The sequence below is a fragment of the Streptomyces sp. NPDC005706 genome, from assembly GCF_040631045.1.
Classification (GTDB): domain Bacteria; phylum Actinomycetota; class Actinomycetes; order Streptomycetales; family Streptomycetaceae; genus Streptomyces.
The window spans coordinates 71,906-91,385 of sequence record NZ_JBEXYS010000004.1 but is presented as its reverse complement, the minus strand read 5'-3'; the positions used below and the strand labels follow the sequence as shown (position 1 = coordinate 91,385).

17 protein-coding genes and 1 riboswitch are annotated in these 19,480 nt (G+C 73.2%); of the genes, 12 read left to right on the top strand and 5 right to left on the bottom strand.

What is annotated here, in order from left to right; translation table 11 throughout:
• The first annotated feature begins 455 nt into the window (after positions 1 to 455).
• The 8 genes from ABZ478_RS09445 to ABZ478_RS09410 all read left to right on the top strand — a co-directional run bounded on the left by ABZ478_RS09445 (position 456) and on the right by ABZ478_RS09410 (position 9,147).
• Entirely contained in the window at positions 456 to 917 is a 462-nt protein-coding gene (locus ABZ478_RS09445; protein WP_359546875.1) for a ribonuclease domain-containing protein, read from the top strand.
• Positions 914 to 1,282, top strand: a complete 369-nt coding sequence (locus ABZ478_RS09440; protein ID WP_359546873.1) for a barstar family protein — start codon at positions 914 to 916, stop codon at positions 1,280 to 1,282. The genes ABZ478_RS09445 and ABZ478_RS09440 overlap by 4 nt, the downstream gene beginning before the upstream one ends.
• 94 nt (positions 1,283 to 1,376) lie before the next feature.
• A complete protein-coding gene (locus tag ABZ478_RS09435) occupies positions 1,377 to 2,819 on the top strand; it encodes a GuaB1 family IMP dehydrogenase-related protein (RefSeq protein WP_359546871.1) in 1,443 nt (480 codons plus the stop codon).
• 417 nt (positions 2,820 to 3,236) lie between these two features.
• Positions 3,237 to 4,724, top strand: a complete 1,488-nt coding sequence (locus ABZ478_RS09430; RefSeq protein WP_359546869.1) for an amino acid permease — start codon at positions 3,237 to 3,239, stop codon at positions 4,722 to 4,724.
• 27 nt (positions 4,725 to 4,751) lie between these two features.
• Positions 4,752 to 5,204 (top strand): Lrp/AsnC family transcriptional regulator, encoded by a 453-nt coding sequence (locus ABZ478_RS09425; protein ID WP_132894522.1) that lies wholly within the window; start codon positions 4,752 to 4,754, stop codon positions 5,202 to 5,204.
• A gap of 140 nt (positions 5,205 to 5,344) precedes the next feature.
• Complete coding sequence (locus tag ABZ478_RS09420; protein WP_359546867.1) at positions 5,345 to 8,329, top strand: nitrate- and nitrite sensing domain-containing protein; 2,985 nt, start codon at positions 5,345 to 5,347, stop codon at positions 8,327 to 8,329.
• Positions 8,319 to 8,756: a roadblock/LC7 domain-containing protein gene (locus ABZ478_RS09415; protein WP_359546866.1), complete on the top strand. Its 438-nt coding sequence runs from the start codon at positions 8,319 to 8,321 to the stop codon at positions 8,754 to 8,756. The genes ABZ478_RS09420 and ABZ478_RS09415 overlap by 11 nt, the downstream gene beginning before the upstream one ends.
• Positions 8,757 to 8,763: 7 nt before the next feature.
• Complete coding sequence (locus ABZ478_RS09410; protein ID WP_358937498.1) at positions 8,764 to 9,147, top strand: DUF742 domain-containing protein; 384 nt, start codon at positions 8,764 to 8,766, stop codon at positions 9,145 to 9,147.
• Here ABZ478_RS09410 and ABZ478_RS09405 read toward each other — a convergent pair.
• Positions 9,144 to 9,689, bottom strand: coding sequence for a Repetin (locus ABZ478_RS09405; RefSeq protein ID WP_359546864.1), 546 nt, complete (start codon positions 9,687 to 9,689; stop codon positions 9,144 to 9,146). The two genes, ABZ478_RS09410 and ABZ478_RS09405, sit on opposite strands and share 4 nt — an antisense overlap.
• Before the next feature lie 304 nt (positions 9,690 to 9,993).
• Between ABZ478_RS09405 and ABZ478_RS09400 the strand changes: the two genes are divergently transcribed.
• Both ABZ478_RS09400 and ABZ478_RS09395 read left to right on the top strand, forming a co-directional pair.
• Complete coding sequence (locus ABZ478_RS09400; protein WP_359546862.1) at positions 9,994 to 10,782, top strand: carbon-nitrogen hydrolase family protein; 789 nt, start codon at positions 9,994 to 9,996, stop codon at positions 10,780 to 10,782.
• 48 nt (positions 10,783 to 10,830) lie between these two features.
• Positions 10,831 to 12,543: an NAD(P)/FAD-dependent oxidoreductase gene (locus ABZ478_RS09395; RefSeq protein WP_359546860.1), complete on the top strand. Its 1,713-nt coding sequence runs from the start codon at positions 10,831 to 10,833 to the stop codon at positions 12,541 to 12,543.
• A gap of 40 nt (positions 12,544 to 12,583) precedes the next feature.
• Here the strand turns inward: ABZ478_RS09395 and ABZ478_RS09390 are convergent, their stop codons facing one another.
• The 3 genes from ABZ478_RS09390 to ABZ478_RS09380 all read right to left on the bottom strand — a co-directional run bounded on the left by ABZ478_RS09390 (position 12,584) and on the right by ABZ478_RS09380 (position 15,781).
• Positions 12,584 to 13,513, bottom strand: coding sequence for an LLM class F420-dependent oxidoreductase (locus ABZ478_RS09390; protein ID WP_359546858.1), 930 nt, complete (start codon positions 13,511 to 13,513; stop codon positions 12,584 to 12,586).
• A 38-nt stretch (positions 13,514 to 13,551) separates the two neighbouring features.
• On the bottom strand, positions 13,552 to 14,298 hold the full coding sequence (locus ABZ478_RS09385) for a DUF5995 family protein (RefSeq protein WP_359546856.1): 747 nt from the start codon (positions 14,296 to 14,298) through the stop codon (positions 13,552 to 13,554).
• A gap of 91 nt (positions 14,299 to 14,389) precedes the next feature.
• Entirely contained in the window at positions 14,390 to 15,781 is a 1,392-nt protein-coding gene (locus ABZ478_RS09380; RefSeq protein ID WP_359546854.1) for a solute carrier family 23 protein, read from the bottom strand.
• A gap of 225 nt (positions 15,782 to 16,006) precedes the next feature.
• Between ABZ478_RS09380 and ABZ478_RS09375 the strand changes: the two genes are divergently transcribed.
• The gene (locus ABZ478_RS09375) at positions 16,007 to 16,465 is read left to right on the top strand and encodes a thioesterase family protein (RefSeq protein ID WP_359546852.1); all 459 of its coding nucleotides are present in this window, start codon (positions 16,007 to 16,009) and stop codon (positions 16,463 to 16,465) included.
• Here ABZ478_RS09375 and ABZ478_RS09370 read toward each other — a convergent pair.
• The gene (locus ABZ478_RS09370; RefSeq protein WP_359546850.1) at positions 16,425 to 17,639 is read right to left on the bottom strand and encodes an MFS transporter; all 1,215 of its coding nucleotides are present in this window, start codon (positions 17,637 to 17,639) and stop codon (positions 16,425 to 16,427) included. The genes ABZ478_RS09375 and ABZ478_RS09370 overlap by 41 nt on opposite strands.
• Before the next feature lie 119 nt (positions 17,640 to 17,758).
• Here ABZ478_RS09370 and ABZ478_RS09365 point away from each other — a divergent pair, with 119 nt between their 5' ends.
• The gene (locus ABZ478_RS09365; protein ID WP_359546848.1) at positions 17,759 to 18,991 is read left to right on the top strand and encodes an ROK family transcriptional regulator; all 1,233 of its coding nucleotides are present in this window, start codon (positions 17,759 to 17,761) and stop codon (positions 18,989 to 18,991) included.
• Between the two features lie 250 nt (positions 18,992 to 19,241).
• Positions 19,242 to 19,372, top strand: a riboswitch (FMN riboswitch).
• The last annotated feature ends 108 nt before the right edge of the window (positions 19,373 to 19,480 follow it).

Below are 19,480 nucleotides of genomic sequence, written 5' to 3'. Positions count from 1 at the left end.
CGTCGGGCTCGGAAGGACCCCCTCGGGTCCGGAGGGACCCCGATGGGCCCGGAAGGACCCCGACGGGCACTGACGCGCCCTGTTCGGGCACTGGCGCGGACGGACCCTGACGGGCCCCGACGCCACGGGCCCGGAAGGACGCCCACGGGCACTGACGCGCCCTGTCCGGGCATTGGCGGACCCGACGCCGACGCCGACGGGCGCTGGCGGACGTCAGCCGGGCCCTGACGATCTCGACGGGCGCTGACGGACTTCGACGGGCGCTGAGGGACCTCAGGGGGCGCTGACGCATCCCGACGGGCCCGAGCGCCCCCCGACGGGCCCTGACGCGTCCTGTCGGCGCGCCGACGGAACCGGGCGCGTTCGACGGTGCCCAGGCGCTGCCGCGCACCGGCCGGCCCCGTCGGCGGGTCGTGGTGCGGACGCGATGGGACGGCCGTGACAGCATCGGCGGCATGCTGCTGCCGCGGTTCGTCCCTCACACGTCCCCGAGGCCCGTCCTCCGCGCCGGGGCGCGGTGCGTTCCCGCCGTGCTCGCGGGGGCGCTGCTGGCGCTGGCGGTCCTGCTGACCGGATGCTCGGGCACCGGCGGAGCCGCGCCGGCGGACACGCGCGCGTCCGCCCCGGAATGGGCCCGGGGCATGGACACCGTCCAGGAGTCGCGGCTGCCGGCCGAGGCGCGCAGGACCCTCGCCCTCATCGACAGGGGCGGCCCCTACCCGTACGCCAGGGACGGGGTCGTGTTCGGGAACTTCGAGGGACATCTGCCGAAACAGCCGCGCGGTCACTACCACGAGTACACGGTGCCCACTCCGGGTTCACCGGACCGCGGGGCGCGACGGCTGGTCACCGGGCGGGACGGGGAGATCTACTACACCGATGATCACTACAACTCGTTCCGGGCGGTGCTGAGATGACCGAAGACCTGACGGGCCGGCTCGTGGTCGCCCTCGACCTCGACGGGGTCACGGACAAGGCGGGCCTGATGGACCGCACCGCCCGGGCCCTGGCGCTGCCCGGCTGGTTCGGCCGCAACTGGGACGCGCTGGCCGACTCCCTGTCCGACCTGTCCGTCTGGCCCGAGGAGGCCGGGGGGCGGGGGCTGCTCCTCGTCGTCCGGGACTGGCAGGCGTACGCGGAGGCACGGCCGGAGGAGTGGGAGACCGCCCAGGAGGTGTTCTCGCACGCCATGCGCGTCATGCCGGCGCTGACCGTCGCCCTCGCGCTTGGAGGATCCTCCCGGACCCCTTCCGACGGGCCTGGAGGTTCTGTGGGGGCGTGACGGGGCGGCCGCCATGGGACAATGAAGTACGTGCTCTTTTCCCCCTGGCGCACCCGTCGGGGGGTCACCTCTGATCGACTGGGATGTGCGGCACGTGCGTTTCCTCAATGACATCCAGCCCGCGTACGACCTGACGTACGACGACGTGTTCATGGTGCCGAGCCGCTCCGCGGTGGGCTCGCGTCAGGGCGTGGACCTCGGCTCGCCGGACGGCACGGGTACCACCATCCCGCTCGTCGTCGCCAACATGACCGCCATCGCCGGCCGCCGCATGGCCGAGACGGTCGCCCGGCGCGGCGGCCTCGTGGTCATCCCGCAGGACATCCCGATCGACGTGGTCACCGACGTCGTCTCCTGGGTCAAGAGCCGCCACCTGGTCCTGGACACCCCGATCGTGCTGGCCCCGCACCAGACCGTCGCCGACGCCCTGGCCCTGCTGCCCAAGCGCGCGCACAACGCCGGTGTGGTCGTCGACGAGGAGCAGCGGCCGGTCGGCGTCGTCACCGACGCGGACCTCAGCGGCGTCGACCGCTTCACCCAGCTCGAAGTGGTCATGTCCAAGGACCTGCTGCTGCTGGACGCCGACATCGACCCGCGCGAGGCCTTCAACACCCTCGACACGCACAACCGCCGCTACGCCCCGGCCGTGGACAAGGACGGGCGGCTCGCCGGCATCCTGACCCGCAAGGGCGCGCTGCGGGCCACGCTGTACACCCCGGCCGTGGACGCGAAGGGCCGGCTGCGCGTCGCCGCCGCCGTCGGCATCAACGGCGATGTGGCCGGCAAGGCCAAGCAGCTCCTCGACGCGGGCGTGGACACGCTCGTCATCGACACCGCGCACGGCCACCAGGAGTCGATGATCAGCGCGATCAAGCTGGTGCGCGCCCTCGACCCGCAGGTGCCGATCGCGGCGGGCAACATCGTCTCCGCCGAGGGCGTCAAGGACCTGATCGACGCCGGTGCGGACATCATCAAGGTCGGTGTCGGCCCCGGTGCCATGTGCACGACCCGGATGATGACCGGCGTGGGCCGGCCGCAGTTCTCCGCGGTCCTGGAGTGCGCCGCCGAGGCGAGGAAGTACGGCAAGCACGTGTGGGCCGACGGCGGCGTCCGGCACCCGCGCGACGTGGCCATGGCCCTCGCGGCCGGCGCGTCCAACGTGATGGTCGGCTCCTGGTTCGCCGGCACCTACGAGTCCCCGGGCGACCTCCAGCAGGACGCGAACGGGCGCCTCTACAAGGAGTCGTTCGGCATGGCCTCCGCGCGCGCGGTGCGCAACCGCACCTCGGAGGAGTCCGCCTACGACCGCGCCCGCAAGACACTGTTCGAGGAGGGCATCTCCACCTCCCGCATGTTCCTCGACCCGGCCCGCCCGGGCGTCGAGGACCTGGTCGACTCGATCATCGCGGGCGTCCGCTCCTCCTGCACCTACGCCGGCGCCGGCTCCCTGGAGGAGTTCGCCGAGAAGGCCGTCGTCGGCATCCAGAGCGCCGCCGGCTACGCCGAGGGCAAGCCGCTGCACGCCAGCTGGAACTGACACGCCTGCCGGAACCGGCCCCACCACGCCTTCCGTACGGCCCCCGCCGATCCCGCTCCCGGGACGGACGGGGGCCGTCGGCGTGCCCGCGGGCAGGTCCGCGGCGAACGCACCGGCCGGGTGCGAACCTTCCGCGCCCGGCCGGACCGGGGGAGCCGGAGGAAGCGTGAGAAAAGGGACCTGCGGGGCCGCCGCGCAACGGTTCGCGGTCCGGGCGCAACAAAAGGGCACCCGGTCCCGATCAACGCAATGATCATGCGGGTATGCGCAACCTTGCTGCATTACGCCCGCGAAGCCGCGCCTCATAGGGTGCTGCGCTGTAGGTGGCGTGGCGGGGACTCCGCTCGGCGGGTTCCTGCCCCGAGGGGCTTCCGCCGGTCCTCGTCCGTCCAGACCGGCAGCGATAAGGAGCCAGGCGTGCTCGAGCAAGGCGCACCCCCGCAAGACCAGAGAACGGCCGCCCCCGCGTCCCCGGGCGTCGCCGCGCGCCTCATGCGTCGCAAGCCAGTGGAACGCCTGGTCGCGGAGGGCGGCCAGGGCGAGGGAGGGACGCTGCGGCGGTCCCTCGGGCTGTGGCAGCTGACCATGATCAGCATCGGCGCCACCCTCGGCACCGGCATCTTCGTCGTCCTCGGTGAGGCCGTACCCAAGGCGGGTCCGGCCGTCACCCTCTCCTTCGTGATCGCCGGGCTCACCGCGCTGTTCTCGGCCCTGTCCTACGCCGAGCTGGCGGGCACCATCCCGGTCTCCGGTTCCTCGTACTCGTACGCATACGCAACCATGGGCGAACTGATCGCCTGGGTCTGCGGCTGGTGCCTGCTCCTGGAGTACGGCGTCTCGGTCGCCGCCGTCGCCGTCGGCTGGGGCGAGTACCTCAACGAACTGCTCGACGGCACCATCGGCGTCACCATCCCGGACGCCCTGTCCGCCCCGCCCGGCGACGGCGGCGTCTTCAACCTGCCCGCCCTGATCGTCGTGCTCCTCGCGATGGCCTTCCTGCTCGGCGGCGCCAAGGAGTCCGCGCGCGCCAACACGATCATGGTGTGCGTGAAGATCGCCGCGCTGATCCTGTTCTGCGCCATCGGCTTCATGGGCTTCAAGTCCGGCAACTACGCCCACTTCATGCCGCTCGGCATGGCGGGCGTCAGCGCGGCCGGCGCCACGCTGTTCTTCTCGTACATCGGCTTCGACGCCGCCTCCACCGCCGGTGAGGAGGCCAAGAACGCCCAGCGGGACCTGCCGCGCGCGATCATGCTGTCCCTCGTCATCGTGACCACCCTGTACGTGCTGGTCGCGGCAGTCGCCGTCGGCGCGCGGCCCTGGCGGAGGTTCAACGACTCCGAGGCCGCGCTCGCCCAGATCATGAGGGACGTCACCGGGCAGGACTTCTGGGCCACCCTGCTGGCCTTCTGCGCCGTCATCGCCATCGCGAGCGTCGTCCTGACCGTGCTCTACGGCCAGACCCGCATCCTCTTCGCCATGTCCCGCGACGGACTGGTGCCGAAGGTCTTCGCCAGGGTGCACCCGAAGACCGGCGCGCCCCGAGCCAACACGGTGATCGTGTCGCTGTTCTGCGGCGTCCTCGCCGCCGCCGTCCCGCTTGGCCAACTGGCCGACGCCACCAGCATCGGCACGCTGTTCGCCTTCGCTCTGGTCAACGTGGCCGTGGTGGTGCTGCGCCGGACCCGCCCGGACATGCCGCGCACCTTCCGCGTCCCGCTGTCGCCGGTGCTGCCCGCGCTGGGCTTCGCCTTCTGCGTCTGGATGATGGGGAGCCTGTCCGCCGTCACCTGGGTGGTCTTTGGTGTCTGGATGGCGGTCGGGCTCGTGTTCTACTTCGGGTACGGCTACCGCCGTTCCCGTCTCGCGACCGCCGAGGACGTCGCGGTGGCGACGGAGAAGTGACCGAACCGGAGAAATGAACCACCCCCCGTGCTGAACGATCTCGACGAACGCATCGTGCACGCCCTCGCCGAGGACGCACGCCGCTCCTACGCGGACATCGGGCAGCTCGTCGGCCTGTCCGCACCCGCCGTCAAACGGCGCGTGGACCGGCTGCGGGCCACCGGAGCCATCACCGGGTTCACCGTCCGGGTGGACCCGGCGGCGCTCGGCTGGGAGACCGAGGGGTTCGTCGAGATCTACTGCCGGCGCAACACCTCGCCGGAGACCATCCAGCGGGGCCTGGAGCGCTACCAGGAGGTCGTGGCCGCGTCGACCGTCACGGGCGACGCGGACGCGGTCGTCCAGGTCTTCGCCTCCGACATGCGCCACTTCGAGCGGGTCCTGGAGCGCATCGCCGGCGAGCCGTTCGTGGAGCGGACCAAGTCGGTGCTGGTGCTGTCACCGCTGCTGCGCCGCTTCTCCTCGGGGGCTCCGGGCTAGGTCCCCGCTTCGCATGGGCGGCCATCCCGGGGAGCTCCCGGAGGTGACCCGGGTTACCGCAGGTCACCATTGCGGTCCTGATGGCCATCCCGTAGGTTGTGCCGGACTTTCTACTGACTGGTAACACCGGCAGGTAACCCATGCGCTGGCCCGTCGGCCGTCCCACCACCGTCCGCACACGGATCGTGGCGCTCGCCCTGGCCCCGGCCGTCGCGCTGATGGGCCTGTGGAGCTTCACCATGGTGTCCGTCACCGCCGAACTGCGCGCGCTCGTCCGCCTCCAGGGGGTGTACGAGGACTTCGGGACTCCGGTGGACACCGCGGTGGGTCAGATCCAGATCGAACGCCGGATGTCCGCGGCCTACCTGGGCGCCGGCCTCGACGCGGCCGTCGCCGGCGACCTGCTCGGACAGCAGCGCCGCACCGACCGGGCCGTCGAGGCCATGCGGCGGGCGGTCCGCGACGGCGACCGTGGCCGGCTCACCGGCCGGCAGCGGCAGGCCGTGGACGCCATGGTCGCGGCCACCGGGAAGCTGGAGGGCCTGCGCGAACGCGTACTGACCCGGCGGGTCACCTGGGACCGGGCGGTCGAGGAGTACGGCGGGCTCGTCGAGCCCGGCTTCGACGTCCAGTCCACGCTCACCGCCCTCCAGGCCGGGCAGCTCGCCCGGGAGTCGCAGGTCGTCATCGAGCTGGTGCGGGTGCGGGAGTTCGTGTCCCGGGAGGACGCCCTGGTCGCCGGGGCGCGGGCGGCGGGCACGTTGACCGACCGGCAGTACGCCACCCTGACCGCGGCCGTCGAGGACCGGCGGGTCTTCGAGCGGACGTACGTACCGGACCTGCCCGCCGACTCGCGGCGCCTGTTCGAGGAATTCCGGCGCGCCGAGCCGCACCGCGCGCTGGTGCGCGGCGAGGACGCGCTGCTGCGGGCCGGCGCCGCGGGGGCGGGGCGGGCCGTCGCGGCGGACACCTGGCGGTCGGCCACCGACCGGGCCGTCAAGCGCTACATGCTGCTGTGCACCCGCTCCGCCGAGAACTCCGCCGCGCGCGGCCGGGCCTTCGCCTACCACGAGCTGACGAAGGCCGCCGTCGTCGGAGCGGCCGGGCTGGCCGCCGTGGCGCTGTCACTGTGGCTCGCGGTGCGCGGAGCGCGGCGCGTCTCCCGCCGTCTGGAGACGCTCCGGGACGCGGCCGACGTCCTCAGCGTGCGGCAACTCCCCGATGTCATGCGGCGGTTGAGCGCGGGTGAGGAGGTGGACGCGCTCGCCGAGGCGCCCCCGCTCGCCGCCGACGAGGTCCGCGACGACGAGATCGGCCAGGTCGGCCGGTCCTTCAACACCGCGCGCCTGGCCGCCGTGGAGGCCGCCGTCAGACAGGCCGGCCTGCGCCGGGGTCTTTTCGCGGTGCTGCTCACCATCGCGCGGCGCAACCAGGCACTGGTGCACCGCCAGCTCAAGCTCGTCGACACGCTGGAGCGGCGGACCGACGACCCGGAGGTCCTGCGCCAGCTGTTCCGCATCGATCACCTGACCACCCGGATGCGCCGGCACGCGGAGAGCCTGATCATCCTCTCCGGCGCGGCGCCCGGCCGCCGCTGGCGCCGGCCCGTGCCCGTGGCCGACGTGGTCGCGTCGGCGGTGAGCGAGATCGAGGACTACACGCGCGTGGTGGTACCGCCGATGCCCGAGGTGGGCATCGCGGCCGAAGCGGTCGCCGACGTAGTGCACCTCCTCGCCGAGCTGCTGGAGAACGCGGCGGTCTTCTCACCGCCGCACACCCAGGTCACGCTGCGGCCCGGGCGGGTCGGTGGCGGGTTCGTGCTGGAGATCGACGACCGCGGGCTCGGCCTCGACGCGGAGCAGCGCGCCGAGGCGCACCGCACCCTCACCGACCCCGACGCCTTCGACCCCACCCGGCACGACCGCCTCGGCCTGTACGTCGTCGGCCGCCTCGCCGCCCGGCACGGCATCGAGGTGAGCCTCAGGGATTCGCCCTACGGGGGTACGACGGCGGTGGTGCTGCTGCCTCCGGCGGTACTGGCGGACGCGGAACCGGCGGAGACGCGGGCACAGCACCCACGCACACCCGCCGCGACCCCGGCACCGGAACCGCCCTCCGGCACGTCCCCGACACCGGCACCGCAGTCCGGTGCGGCCGCGGTACTGACACCGCAGTCCGGTGCGGCCCCGGCACCGGAACTGCCGTCCCGGACGCGGAGCACCCCCGCGCCGGCGCCCGCACCCCAGGCCGCACCCGCTGCTCCCGCGCCCCATGCCGCCCCCGAGCCGCAGGGGGCGCCCACGGCCCACCCCGACCCCGACCCCGACGCGCTCGCGTCGCACGGCACCCTCGCCCAGGGACCGCGGGGCGCCGCGGCCCCCGTGCTGCCGTCCCGGACGCGGAGCACCCCCCGGCCGGCCCCCGTGCCGCAGGGCTCGCCCGCGGCCGACCCCGCCCTCACCGCCCCCGCGCCGCACGGCACCCCCACCCCAGAGCCGCAGGGCGCCCCCGCACCGCACGGCACCCCCGCCCCCGAGCTGCCGTTCCGGAGGCGGACCACCCCGTCGCCGGCCTCCGAGCCGTACGGCGCCCTCGCTGCCCCCACCCCGGACGCCCCAGCCTCCGCCCAGCTCCCCGCCACCCCGGCGCCGCACGGCACCCCCACCCCCGAGCCGCAGGGTGCCCCCGCACCCGATCAGCTCCCCGCTGCCCCCGTGCCGCACGGCACCCCCGCCCCCGAGCTGCCGTTCCGGAGGCGGACCACCCCGTCGCCGGCCTCCGAGCCGTACGGCGCCCTCGCTGCCCCCACCCCGGACGCCCCAGCCTCCGCCCAGCTCCCCGCCCCTCCCACGCCGCAAGGCACCCCCGCCCTCCCCACCCGGACCCGTCAGGCCTCCCTCGTCCGGGAGTTGCGGGACGAGCCTCAGCCGCAAGGCCGCGGCCCGGTGCGTGAGGTCGATGCCGAAGAGATGCGGGCGATCTTCGGTGCCTTCCAGCGCGGTCTGGACCGTGGCCGCAGGGGACTGCCCGCGGCCACCCGTGAACCGGACGCGGCGGCCACCCGTGAACCGGACGCAGCGCACACCCACGCCGACGAAGGGACGGACACCGACGATGCACGGTGACGACCAGACCCCCGCGACCCCGGCCACGCCGGCCGGTGCCCCCGGCACCGGTCTCGGCTGGCTGCTGGACGACCTGGTGGCCCGCACCGACCATGTCCGCCAGGCCGTGCTGCTCACCGCCGACGGCCTGGCCCTGAGCTGCTCGGAGGGCATGCCGGGCCGGGACATGGAGCACCTGGCCGCCGTCTGCTCCGGCTTCCACGGGCTGGCCCGCTCCGTGGGGGAACGGTTCGAGGCGGGCGAGGTGCGGCAGACGATGGTCATGCTGGAGGACGCCTACCTCTTCGTCACCCCGGCCGGCCACGGCAGCCGGCTCGCCGTGCTGAGCGAGTCGGGCACCGACGTCGGACAGCTCGCCCACGAGATGGCCCTGCTGGTCCGCCGCCTCGGCCGCCACCTGGACGCCGCCACCCGCTCGGCCCCCTGACCCCGCGGTGAGCGACGAGCACTGGTACGAGGACGAGACCGGGTCGATGGTCCGCCCCTACACCGTGACCCGGGGCCGCACCCGCCCCTCGGACCGGCACACCGTCGACCTGATGTCCCGGGTCACCGCGGCGGAGCCGGACGGCGCGGTCCCGCCGGTGCTCGACCATGCCCCGGCGGCCCTGCTCGAACTGGTCCGGCGGGGCCCGCGCCCCGTGGCCGAGCTGGCGGCGGACGCCGACCTGCCGCTGACCGTCGTCCGTGTCCTGCTCGGCGACCTGGCCGAGGCCGGCCTGGTCCGGATCGACGAGCCGGGCCGCCACCCCGTCACCGGCCCCGCCGCCGATCCGGAACTGCTCAGGGAGATCGTGGAGCGGCTGCGCCGGCTCTAGAGCGCGGGCCGCCACGGCACGACGTGGAAGTCGCCCGTGCCCTGCCGCACCTTCTCGAACGGCGCCGACGAGACGCACCTGGGCAGGTTCTTCGGCCCGATGTCCTTCGTCGCCGCCCAGCTGTAACCCAGCCGGTCGTGCCCGCCGAGATCGTGGACGGTGACGCCGACCCGCGTGCCCTTGGCACCCGGCAGGTCCGAGTCGGTGATCACCCCGGAGACGACGGCGACCTTTCCGCCGGTGACCAGACAGTCGACCCTCGCCCTGGCCCAGGCGCCCTTGCCGTGCAGGTAGTGACTGAACCGGAAGGTGCCGGTGGCCTTCGCCGGGTTCTTCGTGTCCTTCGCCGCGAGGTGCGCGTCGAAGGAGAAGGTGATGTCGTCCCCGGCCGACCGGTACAGCTTGGCCGTGCCGGTGAGTGCGGCGGCCTCGTGGCGGTGGTGCCGCCCCGGCCCCTGACCGGAGGCCGTCGCCGATCCGGCCACCCCGGCGGTGATCAGCAGGGCGGCGGTGACGGCGGCGATCCTCGTACGACGCTGCATGACGGTCCTTTCCGCAGACCGGACGTGTGAACCGGACGCCCACCACTCTCGCGGCGGCGCGCCCTCGCGCACATCGCTCCCGAGGCGGCGTCCGGCCTCCCCCGTCCGGCGGGCGGACACCGCCGTGACCTGTGTCCCAGGGCGTACGAGGGCTCCCCCGCGGGGCGCGCAACGAATCGCCGTCGGACCCGCTTGCCACGCAACGAACCGCGTACCGGCGCGCAACGGCTCCTTCTTGTCCGGCCGAGCGCGCCGACCGTACCTTCTAACTGGCCCCCCGACCTCCTTCCCGGTGAGGACACGCATGCGCACCGCCCTGCTCCAGAGCTCCGGCCGCCCCGGCTCGATCGCCGAGAACCTCAAGGTCCTCGACGAGGCCGCGGGCCGGGCCGCCGCCGGGGGCGCCGCGCTGCTGGCCGCGCCGGAGATGTTCCTCACCGGGTACGCGATCGGCGACGGCATCGCCCGTCTCGCCGAGCCCGCCGACGGCGACTCCGCGGAAGCGATCGCCGAGATCGCCGGCCGGCACGCGCTCGCGATCGCCTACGGCTACCCCGAGCGCGACGGCGGGACCGTGTACAACTCCGCCCAGCTGATCTCCGCCGACGGCACCCGGCTCGCGAACTACCGCAAGACCCACCTCTTCGGCTGCTTCGAGCGGGACCACTTCACGCCCGGCGAGCAGCCGGTCGTCCAGGCCGAGCTGAACGGGCTGACCGTGGGCCTGATGATCTGCTACGACGTCGAGTTCCCGGAGAACGTACGGGCGCACGCCCTGGCCGGCACCGACCTCCTCGTCGTGCCGACGGCGCAGATGCACCCCTTCCAGTTCGTCGCCGAGTCCCTGGTGCCGGTGCGGGCCTGGGAGAACCAGATGTACGTGGCGTACGTCAACCGGGCGGGCCACGAGGGGGAGTTCGAGTTCGTGGGCCTGTCCGTCCTGGCCGGCCCCGACGGCGTCGCCCGCACCCGCGCCGGCCGCGAGGAGCAACTGGTCCTCGCCGACGCCGACCCGGGCTTCCTGGCCGCCTCCCGCGAGGCCAACCCGTACCTGAAGGACCGCCGCCCCGGTCTGTACCGGTCCCTCGTCTGACCCCAGAGCTTCCCCCAGAACCACCCCCGCGCAAGGAGTCCGTACCCCATGACGTCCACCGTGCCCAACGCCGTCGAGCACGCAGACGAGCAGCAGCCGCCGATCACCATGTTCGGGCCGGACTTCCCCTACGCCTACGACGACTTCCTCGCGCACCCGGCGGGCCTGGGCCAGGTCCCGGCGACCGAGCACGGCACCGAGGTCGCCGTCATCGGCGGCGGTCTGTCCGGTGTGGTGGCCGCCTACGAGCTGATGAAGATGGGCCTCAAGCCCGTCGTCTACGAGGCCGACCAACTCGGCGGCAGGCTGCGCACGATCGGCTTCGAGGGCTGCGACGAGTCGCTGACCGCCGAGATGGGCGCGATGCGCTTCCCGCCGTCCTCCACCGCGCTGCAGCACTACATCGACCTGGTGGACCTCGAGACCAGGCCGTTCCCGAACCCGCTCGCCGAGGCCACCCCGTCCACCGTCGTGGACCTCAAGGGCGAGTCGCACTACGCCGAGACCGTCGACGACCTGCCCCAGGTGTACCGGGACGTCGCCGACGCCTGGAACAAGTGCCTGGAGGAGGGCGCCGACTTCTCCGACATGAACCGCGCGCTGCGCGAGCGGGACGTGCCGCGCATCCGCGAGATCTGGGCCCGGCTGGTCGAGAAGCTCGACAACCAGACCTTCTACGGCTTCCTCTGCGACTCCGAGGCCTTCAAGTCCTTCCGGCACCGCGAGATCTTCGGCCAGGTCGGCTTCGGCACCGGTGGCTGGGACACCGACTTCCCGAACTCCATCCTGGAGATCCTGCGCGTCGTCTACACCGAGGCCGACGACCACCACCGCGGCATCGTCGGCGGCTCCCAGCAGCTTCCGCTCCGGCTGTGGGAGCGCGAGCCGGAGAAGATCGTCCACTGGCCGTACGGCACCTCGCTGAAGTCGCTGCACGTGGACGGCGAGCCCCGCCCCGCCGTGACCCGGCTGCACCGCACCTCGGGCAACCGGATCACCGTGACGGACGCGAACGGCGACATCCGCACGTACCAGGCGGCGATCTTCACCGCCCAGTCCTGGATGCTGCTGTCCAAGATCGCCTGCGACGACTCGCTGTTCCCGATCGACCACTGGACCGCCATCGAGCGCACCCACTACATGGAGTCCAGCAAGCTCTTCGTGCCCGTGGACAGGCCGTTCTGGCTCGACAAGGCCGTCGACGACGAGGGCAACCCGACCGGCCGGGACGTCATGTCGATGACGCTCACCGACCGGATGACCCGCGGCACCTACCTGCTCGACGACGGCCCGGACAAGCCGGCCGTGATCTGCCTGTCGTACACCTGGTGCGACGACAGCCTGAAGTGGCTGCCGCTGTCCGCGAACGAGCGGATGGAGGTCATGCTGAAGTCGCTCGGCGAGATCTACCCGAAGGTCGACATCAGGAAGCACATCATCGGCAACCCGGTGACCGTCTCCTGGGAGAACGAGCCCTACTTCATGGGCGCGTTCAAGGCCAACCTGCCCGGCCACTACCGCTACCAGCGGCGCCTGTTCACGCACTTCATGCAGGACCGGCTGCCCGAGGACAAGCGGGGCATCTTCCTCGCCGGTGACGACATCTCCTGGACGGCCGGCTGGGCCGAGGGCGCGATCCAGACCGCGCTGAACGCGGTCTGGGGCGTCATGCGCCACTTCGGCGGCGAGACCGACCCGACCAACCCGGGCCCCGGCGACGTCTACGACGAGATCGCCCCGGTGGAGCTGCCCGAGGACTGACCGGGGCCGAGGGAAGAGACCGAGGCGCGGGCGGCCGGACTCAGACTCCGGCCGCCCGCGCCTTCTCGAACACCTCGGCGGCGACGTCCTTGAGTTCCTGGGCGTCGCGCGGAGTGCTCTGCAGGTCGACGAGGATCTCGTCCAGGCCGATCTCGGCGTGCCGGGCCAGGTCCTCGGCGATCTGGCCGGCGTCACCCTGGAACGGCCGCCGGCCGTCGCCCTCGTGGGGCTTGGCCGAGTACACCGCGTTGACCCGCAGCACGGTCCGGATCGGCTCCTTGCGGCCGCGCTCGGCGGCCAGGTCCTGCAACTCGGCCCACTGGGCGGCGATCTGCTCGACGCCCATGCCCACCGGGAGCCAGCCGTCGGCGTGGTCCACCAGACGCCGCTGCGCGCGCCTGCCGCTCGCCGCGAGCAGGATCGGGATCGGCCGGGCCGGCTTGGGGCCGACCACCGCCGAGGAGATCCGGGAGACGCGGCCCTCGTGCACCACCGGGTCCGGGCCCCACACCGCCCGGCACACGTCGATCAGCTCGTCCAGCACCTGCCCGCGCTCCTCGAAGGGCCGGACGCCCGCCGCCGCGTACTCGTCGTGGGACCAGCCGGTGCCGAATCCGGCGAGCACCCGGCCCCCGCTCGCCGCGTCCAGCGTGGCGAGGGACCTGGCGAGCTGGAAGGGCAGGTGCAGCGGCGCGACCAGCACGCTGGAGCCGAGCTCTACGCGTTCGGTGGCGGCCGCGGCGAGGGTCAGGGTGACCAGCGGCTCGGCGACGCCGCGGTAGGAGTCGGGCCAGGGGAGCCCCGGAATGCCGTACAGGCCCTGGCCGGCGGGTTCCGGGAACAGGGCGCGCTCGTACACCCAGAGGCTGTCGTATCCGATCCGCTCCGCCGTCCGTGCCACGTCGGGCACGTCCCTGCCGAGGTCGTACTGCCGGTTCTGCGGGAGGCCGAGGCCCAGCCGGGTAGCCATGTGGCGTGAACTCCTTCGCGGTCGGTCTCGGGTTCAACCTACAGAGATCGCCGAGGAGTTCCAGGCGACCCGGCGGAGGTTGGCCGGAACGCCCCGGGTCGGTCGCCGCACGGAGTCAGCAGCATCCGCCCCGCGAAGCCGACCGCCGCGTCCAGCCGTTCGGTGAACTCCCCGGCGAGGTCCCCGCAGCGGCGCAGCGCCCACAGCGCCCGGGCCGCCGCCCAGGTCGCGTCCCGCGCCCGCTCCAGGCTCCAGGAACCCAGCAGATGGGTGATCGGGTCGGCGAGCTGGAGCAGGTCGGGACCCGGCATCAGATCCTCGCGGATGCGTTCCTCCAGCGAGGCGAGGAGGTCGCCCACGCGGTCGAACTCGTCCTCCAGATCGGCCGGTTCGCAGCCGAGCGCGCGGCAGGCGTCCACCACGGCGAGCGCCAGGTCGTGCCCGATGTGCGCGTTGATGCCCGCGAGCGCGAACTGCAGCGGCCGTACCCCGGGGTGGCGGCGGAACTGGAACAGGGGCCGCCAGCAGGCGGGCGGACGGCGGTCCCGGTCCGCGCTGTCGACCGCCGCCAGGTACCGCTCGGCGAACCGTACGTCCAGCGTGGCCGCCGCCCGCCGGTCCGCGAACACCCCGGCGTCCAGGCGCCGGCCGACCTCCTCGGTGACGGCGAGGTAGACGCGGTTGAACACGGCCACCCCGTCCCGCTCGGGCAGCTCCGCGTCGAGGGCGCGCATCCGGGCCAGGACGGCGTCGACGGGAGCGGTGAGGTGTTCCGGCTGCGCCATGGGGGAAGGGTCGCAGCACCGGGCCGGCCCGCGTGCCGACCGGCCCGGTGCTTCCCCGGAACGGGGGAACGCGGAGCGGGCGGAGGCCCGCCTACGGCTCGGCGCGCTGACCGTTCTCGTCGTAGGTGGACGTGCCCTCGTCCAGCAGCGGCTCCTGCGTCTTGAGATGGGCGGGCGCGAAGGCGCGCAGCGCGTGGTAGCCGGTGATGACGACCAGGGTGCCGAGCGCGATGCCGCTGAGCGAGAAGGTGTCGGTGAACTTCATGGTGACGTTGCCGACGCCGATGATGATGCCCGCGGCGGCCGGCACCAGGTTCAGCGGGTTGCGCAGGTCGACCTTGGCGTTGATCCAGATCTGCGCGCCGAGCAGGCCGATCATGCCGTAGAGGATGACGGTGATGCCGCCGAGCACCCCGCCCGGGATCGCGGCGACGACCGCGCCGAACTTCGGGCAGACGCCGAAGAGCAGGGCGAAGCAGGCCGCGGCCCAGTAGGCGGCGGTGGAGTAGACGCGGGTCGCGGCCATCACGCCGATGTTCTCGGAGTACGTGGTGGTGGGCGGGCCGCCCACGGCCGTCGACAGCATCGAGCCGACGCCGTCCGCGGAGATCGCCGTGCCGAGCTTGTCGTCCAGCGGATCGCCGGTCATCTCCCCGACCGCCTTGACGTGCCCCGCGTTCTCCGCGATCAGCGCGATGACGACCGGCAGGGCGACCAGGATCGCCGACCACTGGAACGAGGGTCCGTGGAAGGACGGCAGGCCGATCCAGTCGGCCTTGGAGACGCCGGAGAGGTCCAGCCGCCAGTGGTCGGTCAGCTTGCCGCTCGCGTCCGCCGAGTGGATCTTCCCGAAGACGCGGTCGAAGGCCCAGGAGATCCCGTATCCGAAGACCAGTCCCAGGAAGATCGCGATCCGGGACCAGAAACCGCGCAGACAGACGACCGCCAGTCCGGTGAACAGCATCACCAGCAGGGCCGTCCACTGGTCCTGCGGCCAGTACGTCGACGCGGTCACCGGAGCCAGGTTGAAGCCGATCAGCATCACGACCGCGCCGGTGACGATCGGCGGCATGGCGGCGTGGATGATCCGCGCGCCGAAGCGCTGCACCGCGAGGCCCACCAGGAACAGCACGGCGGCGACCACCAGGACCGCGCCGGTCACGGTGGCGCTCGTGCCGCCCTGTGCCCGGATGACCGCGGCCACGCCGACGAAGGAGAGGGAGCAGCCCAGGTAGCTCGGGACCCGGCCCCGGGTGGCGAGCAGGAAGATCACGGTCGCCACGCCCGACATCATGATCGCCAGGTTGGGGTTCAGGCCCATGAGCACGGGGGCCACGAAGGAGGCTCCGAACATCGCCACGACGTGCTGGGCGCCCAGGCCCACCGTGCGCGGCCAGGAGAGCCTTTCGTCGGGGCGTACCACCGCTCCGGGTGCGGGCGTGCGCCCGTCACCGTGCAGCTTCCAGCGCACGCCGAGGTCCATGGTGGGGTTTCGCTTTCTCTGTACGTGAAGACTGTTCCAGACCATTGTCGGGGGTACCTGGCGGCTTCCCGTGCACCCGGCCCCGCACATGGACCGCGTTCAGGGGGCTGACCTGCGGTGACGGGACGGCCTTTCTGAGCGGTCGCTTAGTATGGAGTGGTCCGTGCCGTCCGTGCCGTCCGTGCCGTCCGCGTCGTCACCGTCTCACCGCCCAGGAGCACCTCCGTGACCGCCGAAGCCCCGATCGCCCCCGCCGTCGCCCACGGCCGGCTGATCCCCGTCACCGTCCACTTCGACGACCTGGACGCCCTCGGTCTGCTCCACAACGCCCGCTACCCGCTGATGGTCGAGCGCGCCTGGACCGAGCTGTGGAACGAGCACGGCGTCCGCTTCGACGGCGACTGGCACGCCGCCGGCGACGCCTGCAACGCCGTCCGCGAACTGAGCATCGGCTACGAGGCACCGGTGACCCGCCCGGGCACCTACGCCGTCCACCTCTGGCTGGAGCGGCTCGGCACCACGGGCCTCACCTACGGTTTCCGCTTCTGCTCGGCCGACGGCGCGCAGACCTACGCGCGCGGCACCCGGGTCCTGGTCCGGCTGGACGCGACGACGCTGCGCCCCGCGCCGTGGAGCGACGCCTTCAGGGCCGTGGGCCGGGAACTTCTGCGACCCGCGGACTGACCTCGGTGCGGCCGCCGCGCTCGGCGGTGCGCAGCACACCGGCGAACACCGCGAGACCGCAGGCCAGCACCGTCACCACGCAGAACGAGACCATCAGGCTGGTCGCCTGCGCCACCCCGCCGATCAGGCTGGGCGCGACCAGCCCCGAGGTGTACGTGATGGTCGCCACGCCCGCGATGGCCTGACTGGGGTTCGGGCCGGCGTGCCCGGCCGCCGCGAAGCACAGCGGTACGACGACCGCGATGCCGAGCCCCATCAGCGCGAACCCGGTCATCGCCAGCGCCGGATGCCCGGCGAGGACGATCAGCAGGCCGCCGAGCCCGGCCAGCACACCGCCGGCCCGCACGGTGCGGACCGCTCCGAAGCGGTTCACCACCGCGTCCCCGGCGATCCGGGCCACCGCCATGGTCAGCATGAACCCGGTCGTGCAGGCGGCCGCGACCCCGGCCGAGCTGTCCAGCCGGTGCCGCAGGAACACCGCCGACCAGTCCAGGCTCGCCCCCTCCGCGAACACCGCGCAGAACCCGACCGTACCGATCAGCAGCGCCGAGCGGGGCGGCAGCGCGAACCGCGGCGGCGGCTCCTCGTCCTCGGCGGGCTGCACGTCCAGCACCCCCGAGCAGACCACCAGGCCGAGCACGGTGAGGACGGCCGAGGCCAGCGCGAAGTGCACGCGCGCGTCGGCGCCCAGGTGCGCGGCGAGCGTGCCGGCCGCCGAGCCGATCAGGGCGCCCGCGCTCCACATGCCGTGCAGACCCGACATGATCGACTTGCCGAGCAGCCGCTCCACCTCGACACCCAGGGCGTTCATCGCGACGTCGGCCATGCCCGCGCTCGCGCCGTAGGCGAACATCGCCAGGCACAGCGTGTACATGTTCGGCGCGAGAGCCGGCAGGATCAGCGACAGCGTCCACAGCGCGAGCAGCCCGCGCAGTGCCGTGCGGCTGCCGAAGGAGTGGCTGATCCGGCCCGCCAGCGGCATCGCGCACGAGGCGCCGAACGCCGTGAACGCCAGGGCGAAGCCGAGCTGTCCCGCGCTCAGGGAGGCATGCTCCTGCACCCAGGGCACCCGGGTGGCGAAGGAACCGGTCACGGCGCCGTGCACGGCGAACACGGCCGCCACGGCGTACCGGGCGCGTCTCACCTCGTCATGCGCATGGCTCACGTCACCCATGTTCCAGCCCCTCCCCGGGATTGCCCGCGGCGCCGTCGCCGCATCGCCGTAAACTATCAGGGACCCTGCCTGATAGATAGTGGACAGCCCGGCCGCGCCCGTCTGGGAGGATGCCCGTCATGCCCGCATCACCGAGCACCGCCCGGGCCATCAACGACCGGCTCGCCCTGCGTCTGCTGCAACGGGAAGGCCCGCTGACGGCAGGGCAGTTGAAGCAGCTCACCGGACTGTCCCGGCCCACGGTCGCCGACCTCGTCGAGCGGCTCAGCGCCTCCGGTCTGATCACGGTGGTGGGGGAGTCCGGCGAGCAGCGCCGCGGCCCGAACGCCCGGCTGTACGGCATAGTCGCCGACCGCGCCCACCTGGCCGCGCTCGATGTGCGCACCGAGGGTGTCTTCGTGCTGGTCTCCGATCTCGTGGGCCGCGTGCTGGCCGAGGGTTCGGTGCCCATCGGCGGTGACACCGGGACCGGGCCGGCCGTGGAGCAGGCGGTGACGGTGGTGGAGCGGACGGTCAAGGAGGCCGGTGGCCGGCGGCTTCACACCGTCGGAATCGGGGCGCCGGGTCTCGTCGACCCCGCCACCGGCGACCTCCGCGACTCCGGCGGACTGCCTGCCTGGCACCGCCGGCTCGCCGCGGCCCTCCAGGAACGGCTGCCCGGGGCCCGGGTGACCGTGGAGAACGAGACCAATCTGGCCGCCCTGGCCGAGCAGCGCGAGGGCGCCGCCCGTGACCGGGACACCTTCGTCCTGCTCTGGCTCGGCCATGGCGTCGGCGCCGCGGTCGTCCTGGAGGGCACCCTGCGCCGCGGTGCCTCCGGCGGCACGGGCGAGATCGGCTTCCTGCCGGTCCCGGGCACGGTGACCCTGCCGTCGGCGACGGACTGCGACGGCGGCTTCCACTCCCTGGCCGGAGCGGCGGCGATCGCCCGGCTGGCGGGGGAGCACGGTCTGCCGGGGGCGGAGCGGGCGGACGGGCCGGGCGTGGCGGTGGTGGTGCGCGAGGCCGTGGCGCGGGTGACGGAGCCGCCCGGGGGAAGGGCCGGGACCGGCCCCGCCGAGCGCTTCCTCGACGCCCTCGCCGACCGGATCGCCATCGGCGCCGCCTCCGTGGTCTCCATCCTCGACCCGGGCTGCGTCGTCCTCGGCGGGGAGATCGGGCAGGCCGGGGGAGCGGTGCTCGCCGAGCGTGTCGGCGAGCGGCTCCGCCGGTTGTCGCCGCTGGTCACCGAGGTCCGGGCCGGCCGCCTCGGTGGCGCCGCTGTCCTGCGCGGCGCCCTGCTGACGGCCCGGGACCGGGCCCAGGACGAGCTGTTCGCCCCGGACCTGCCGGGCGTCGCGACGCGGGCGTGACGTCGCGGACACGGCCTCCAGGCCTGTCGGCGGTTGCCGCCCGCCTCGCGGGGGTTGGGCGGCCCGGCGGCGGGCAAGGGCCGTCGTCACCGCCGCCGGGCCCGCCCGCACCCTAAAAGGACTAGACCAGTGCGGTCAATGGTCCGGACCAATATCGCCAGGGAGCTCGGGGAGCGGCCTGTGAGTCACTCCACACCATTCACCCGCATGGACCCCTACCGGCCGTGGCACACTGGCCCTGTACCAGAAGCAGCGCACTCCGGGGTCGGTGAAAGTCCGAACCGGCGGTTACAGTCCGCGACCCGGTCGCTTCCAGCGGCCGGTTGACCAGGTGAAATTCCTGGACCGACGGTTAAAGTCCGGATGGGAGGCAGTGCGCGGCGGGCGGGCATGCTCTCATGCGCGTCGCCGTATCTGGGCTCGTCCGTATGCGGACGGGTCCCTGTTCGGCGTCGTCCCGGAGCTGTCTTCCCGTTCATTCTGTCGTCT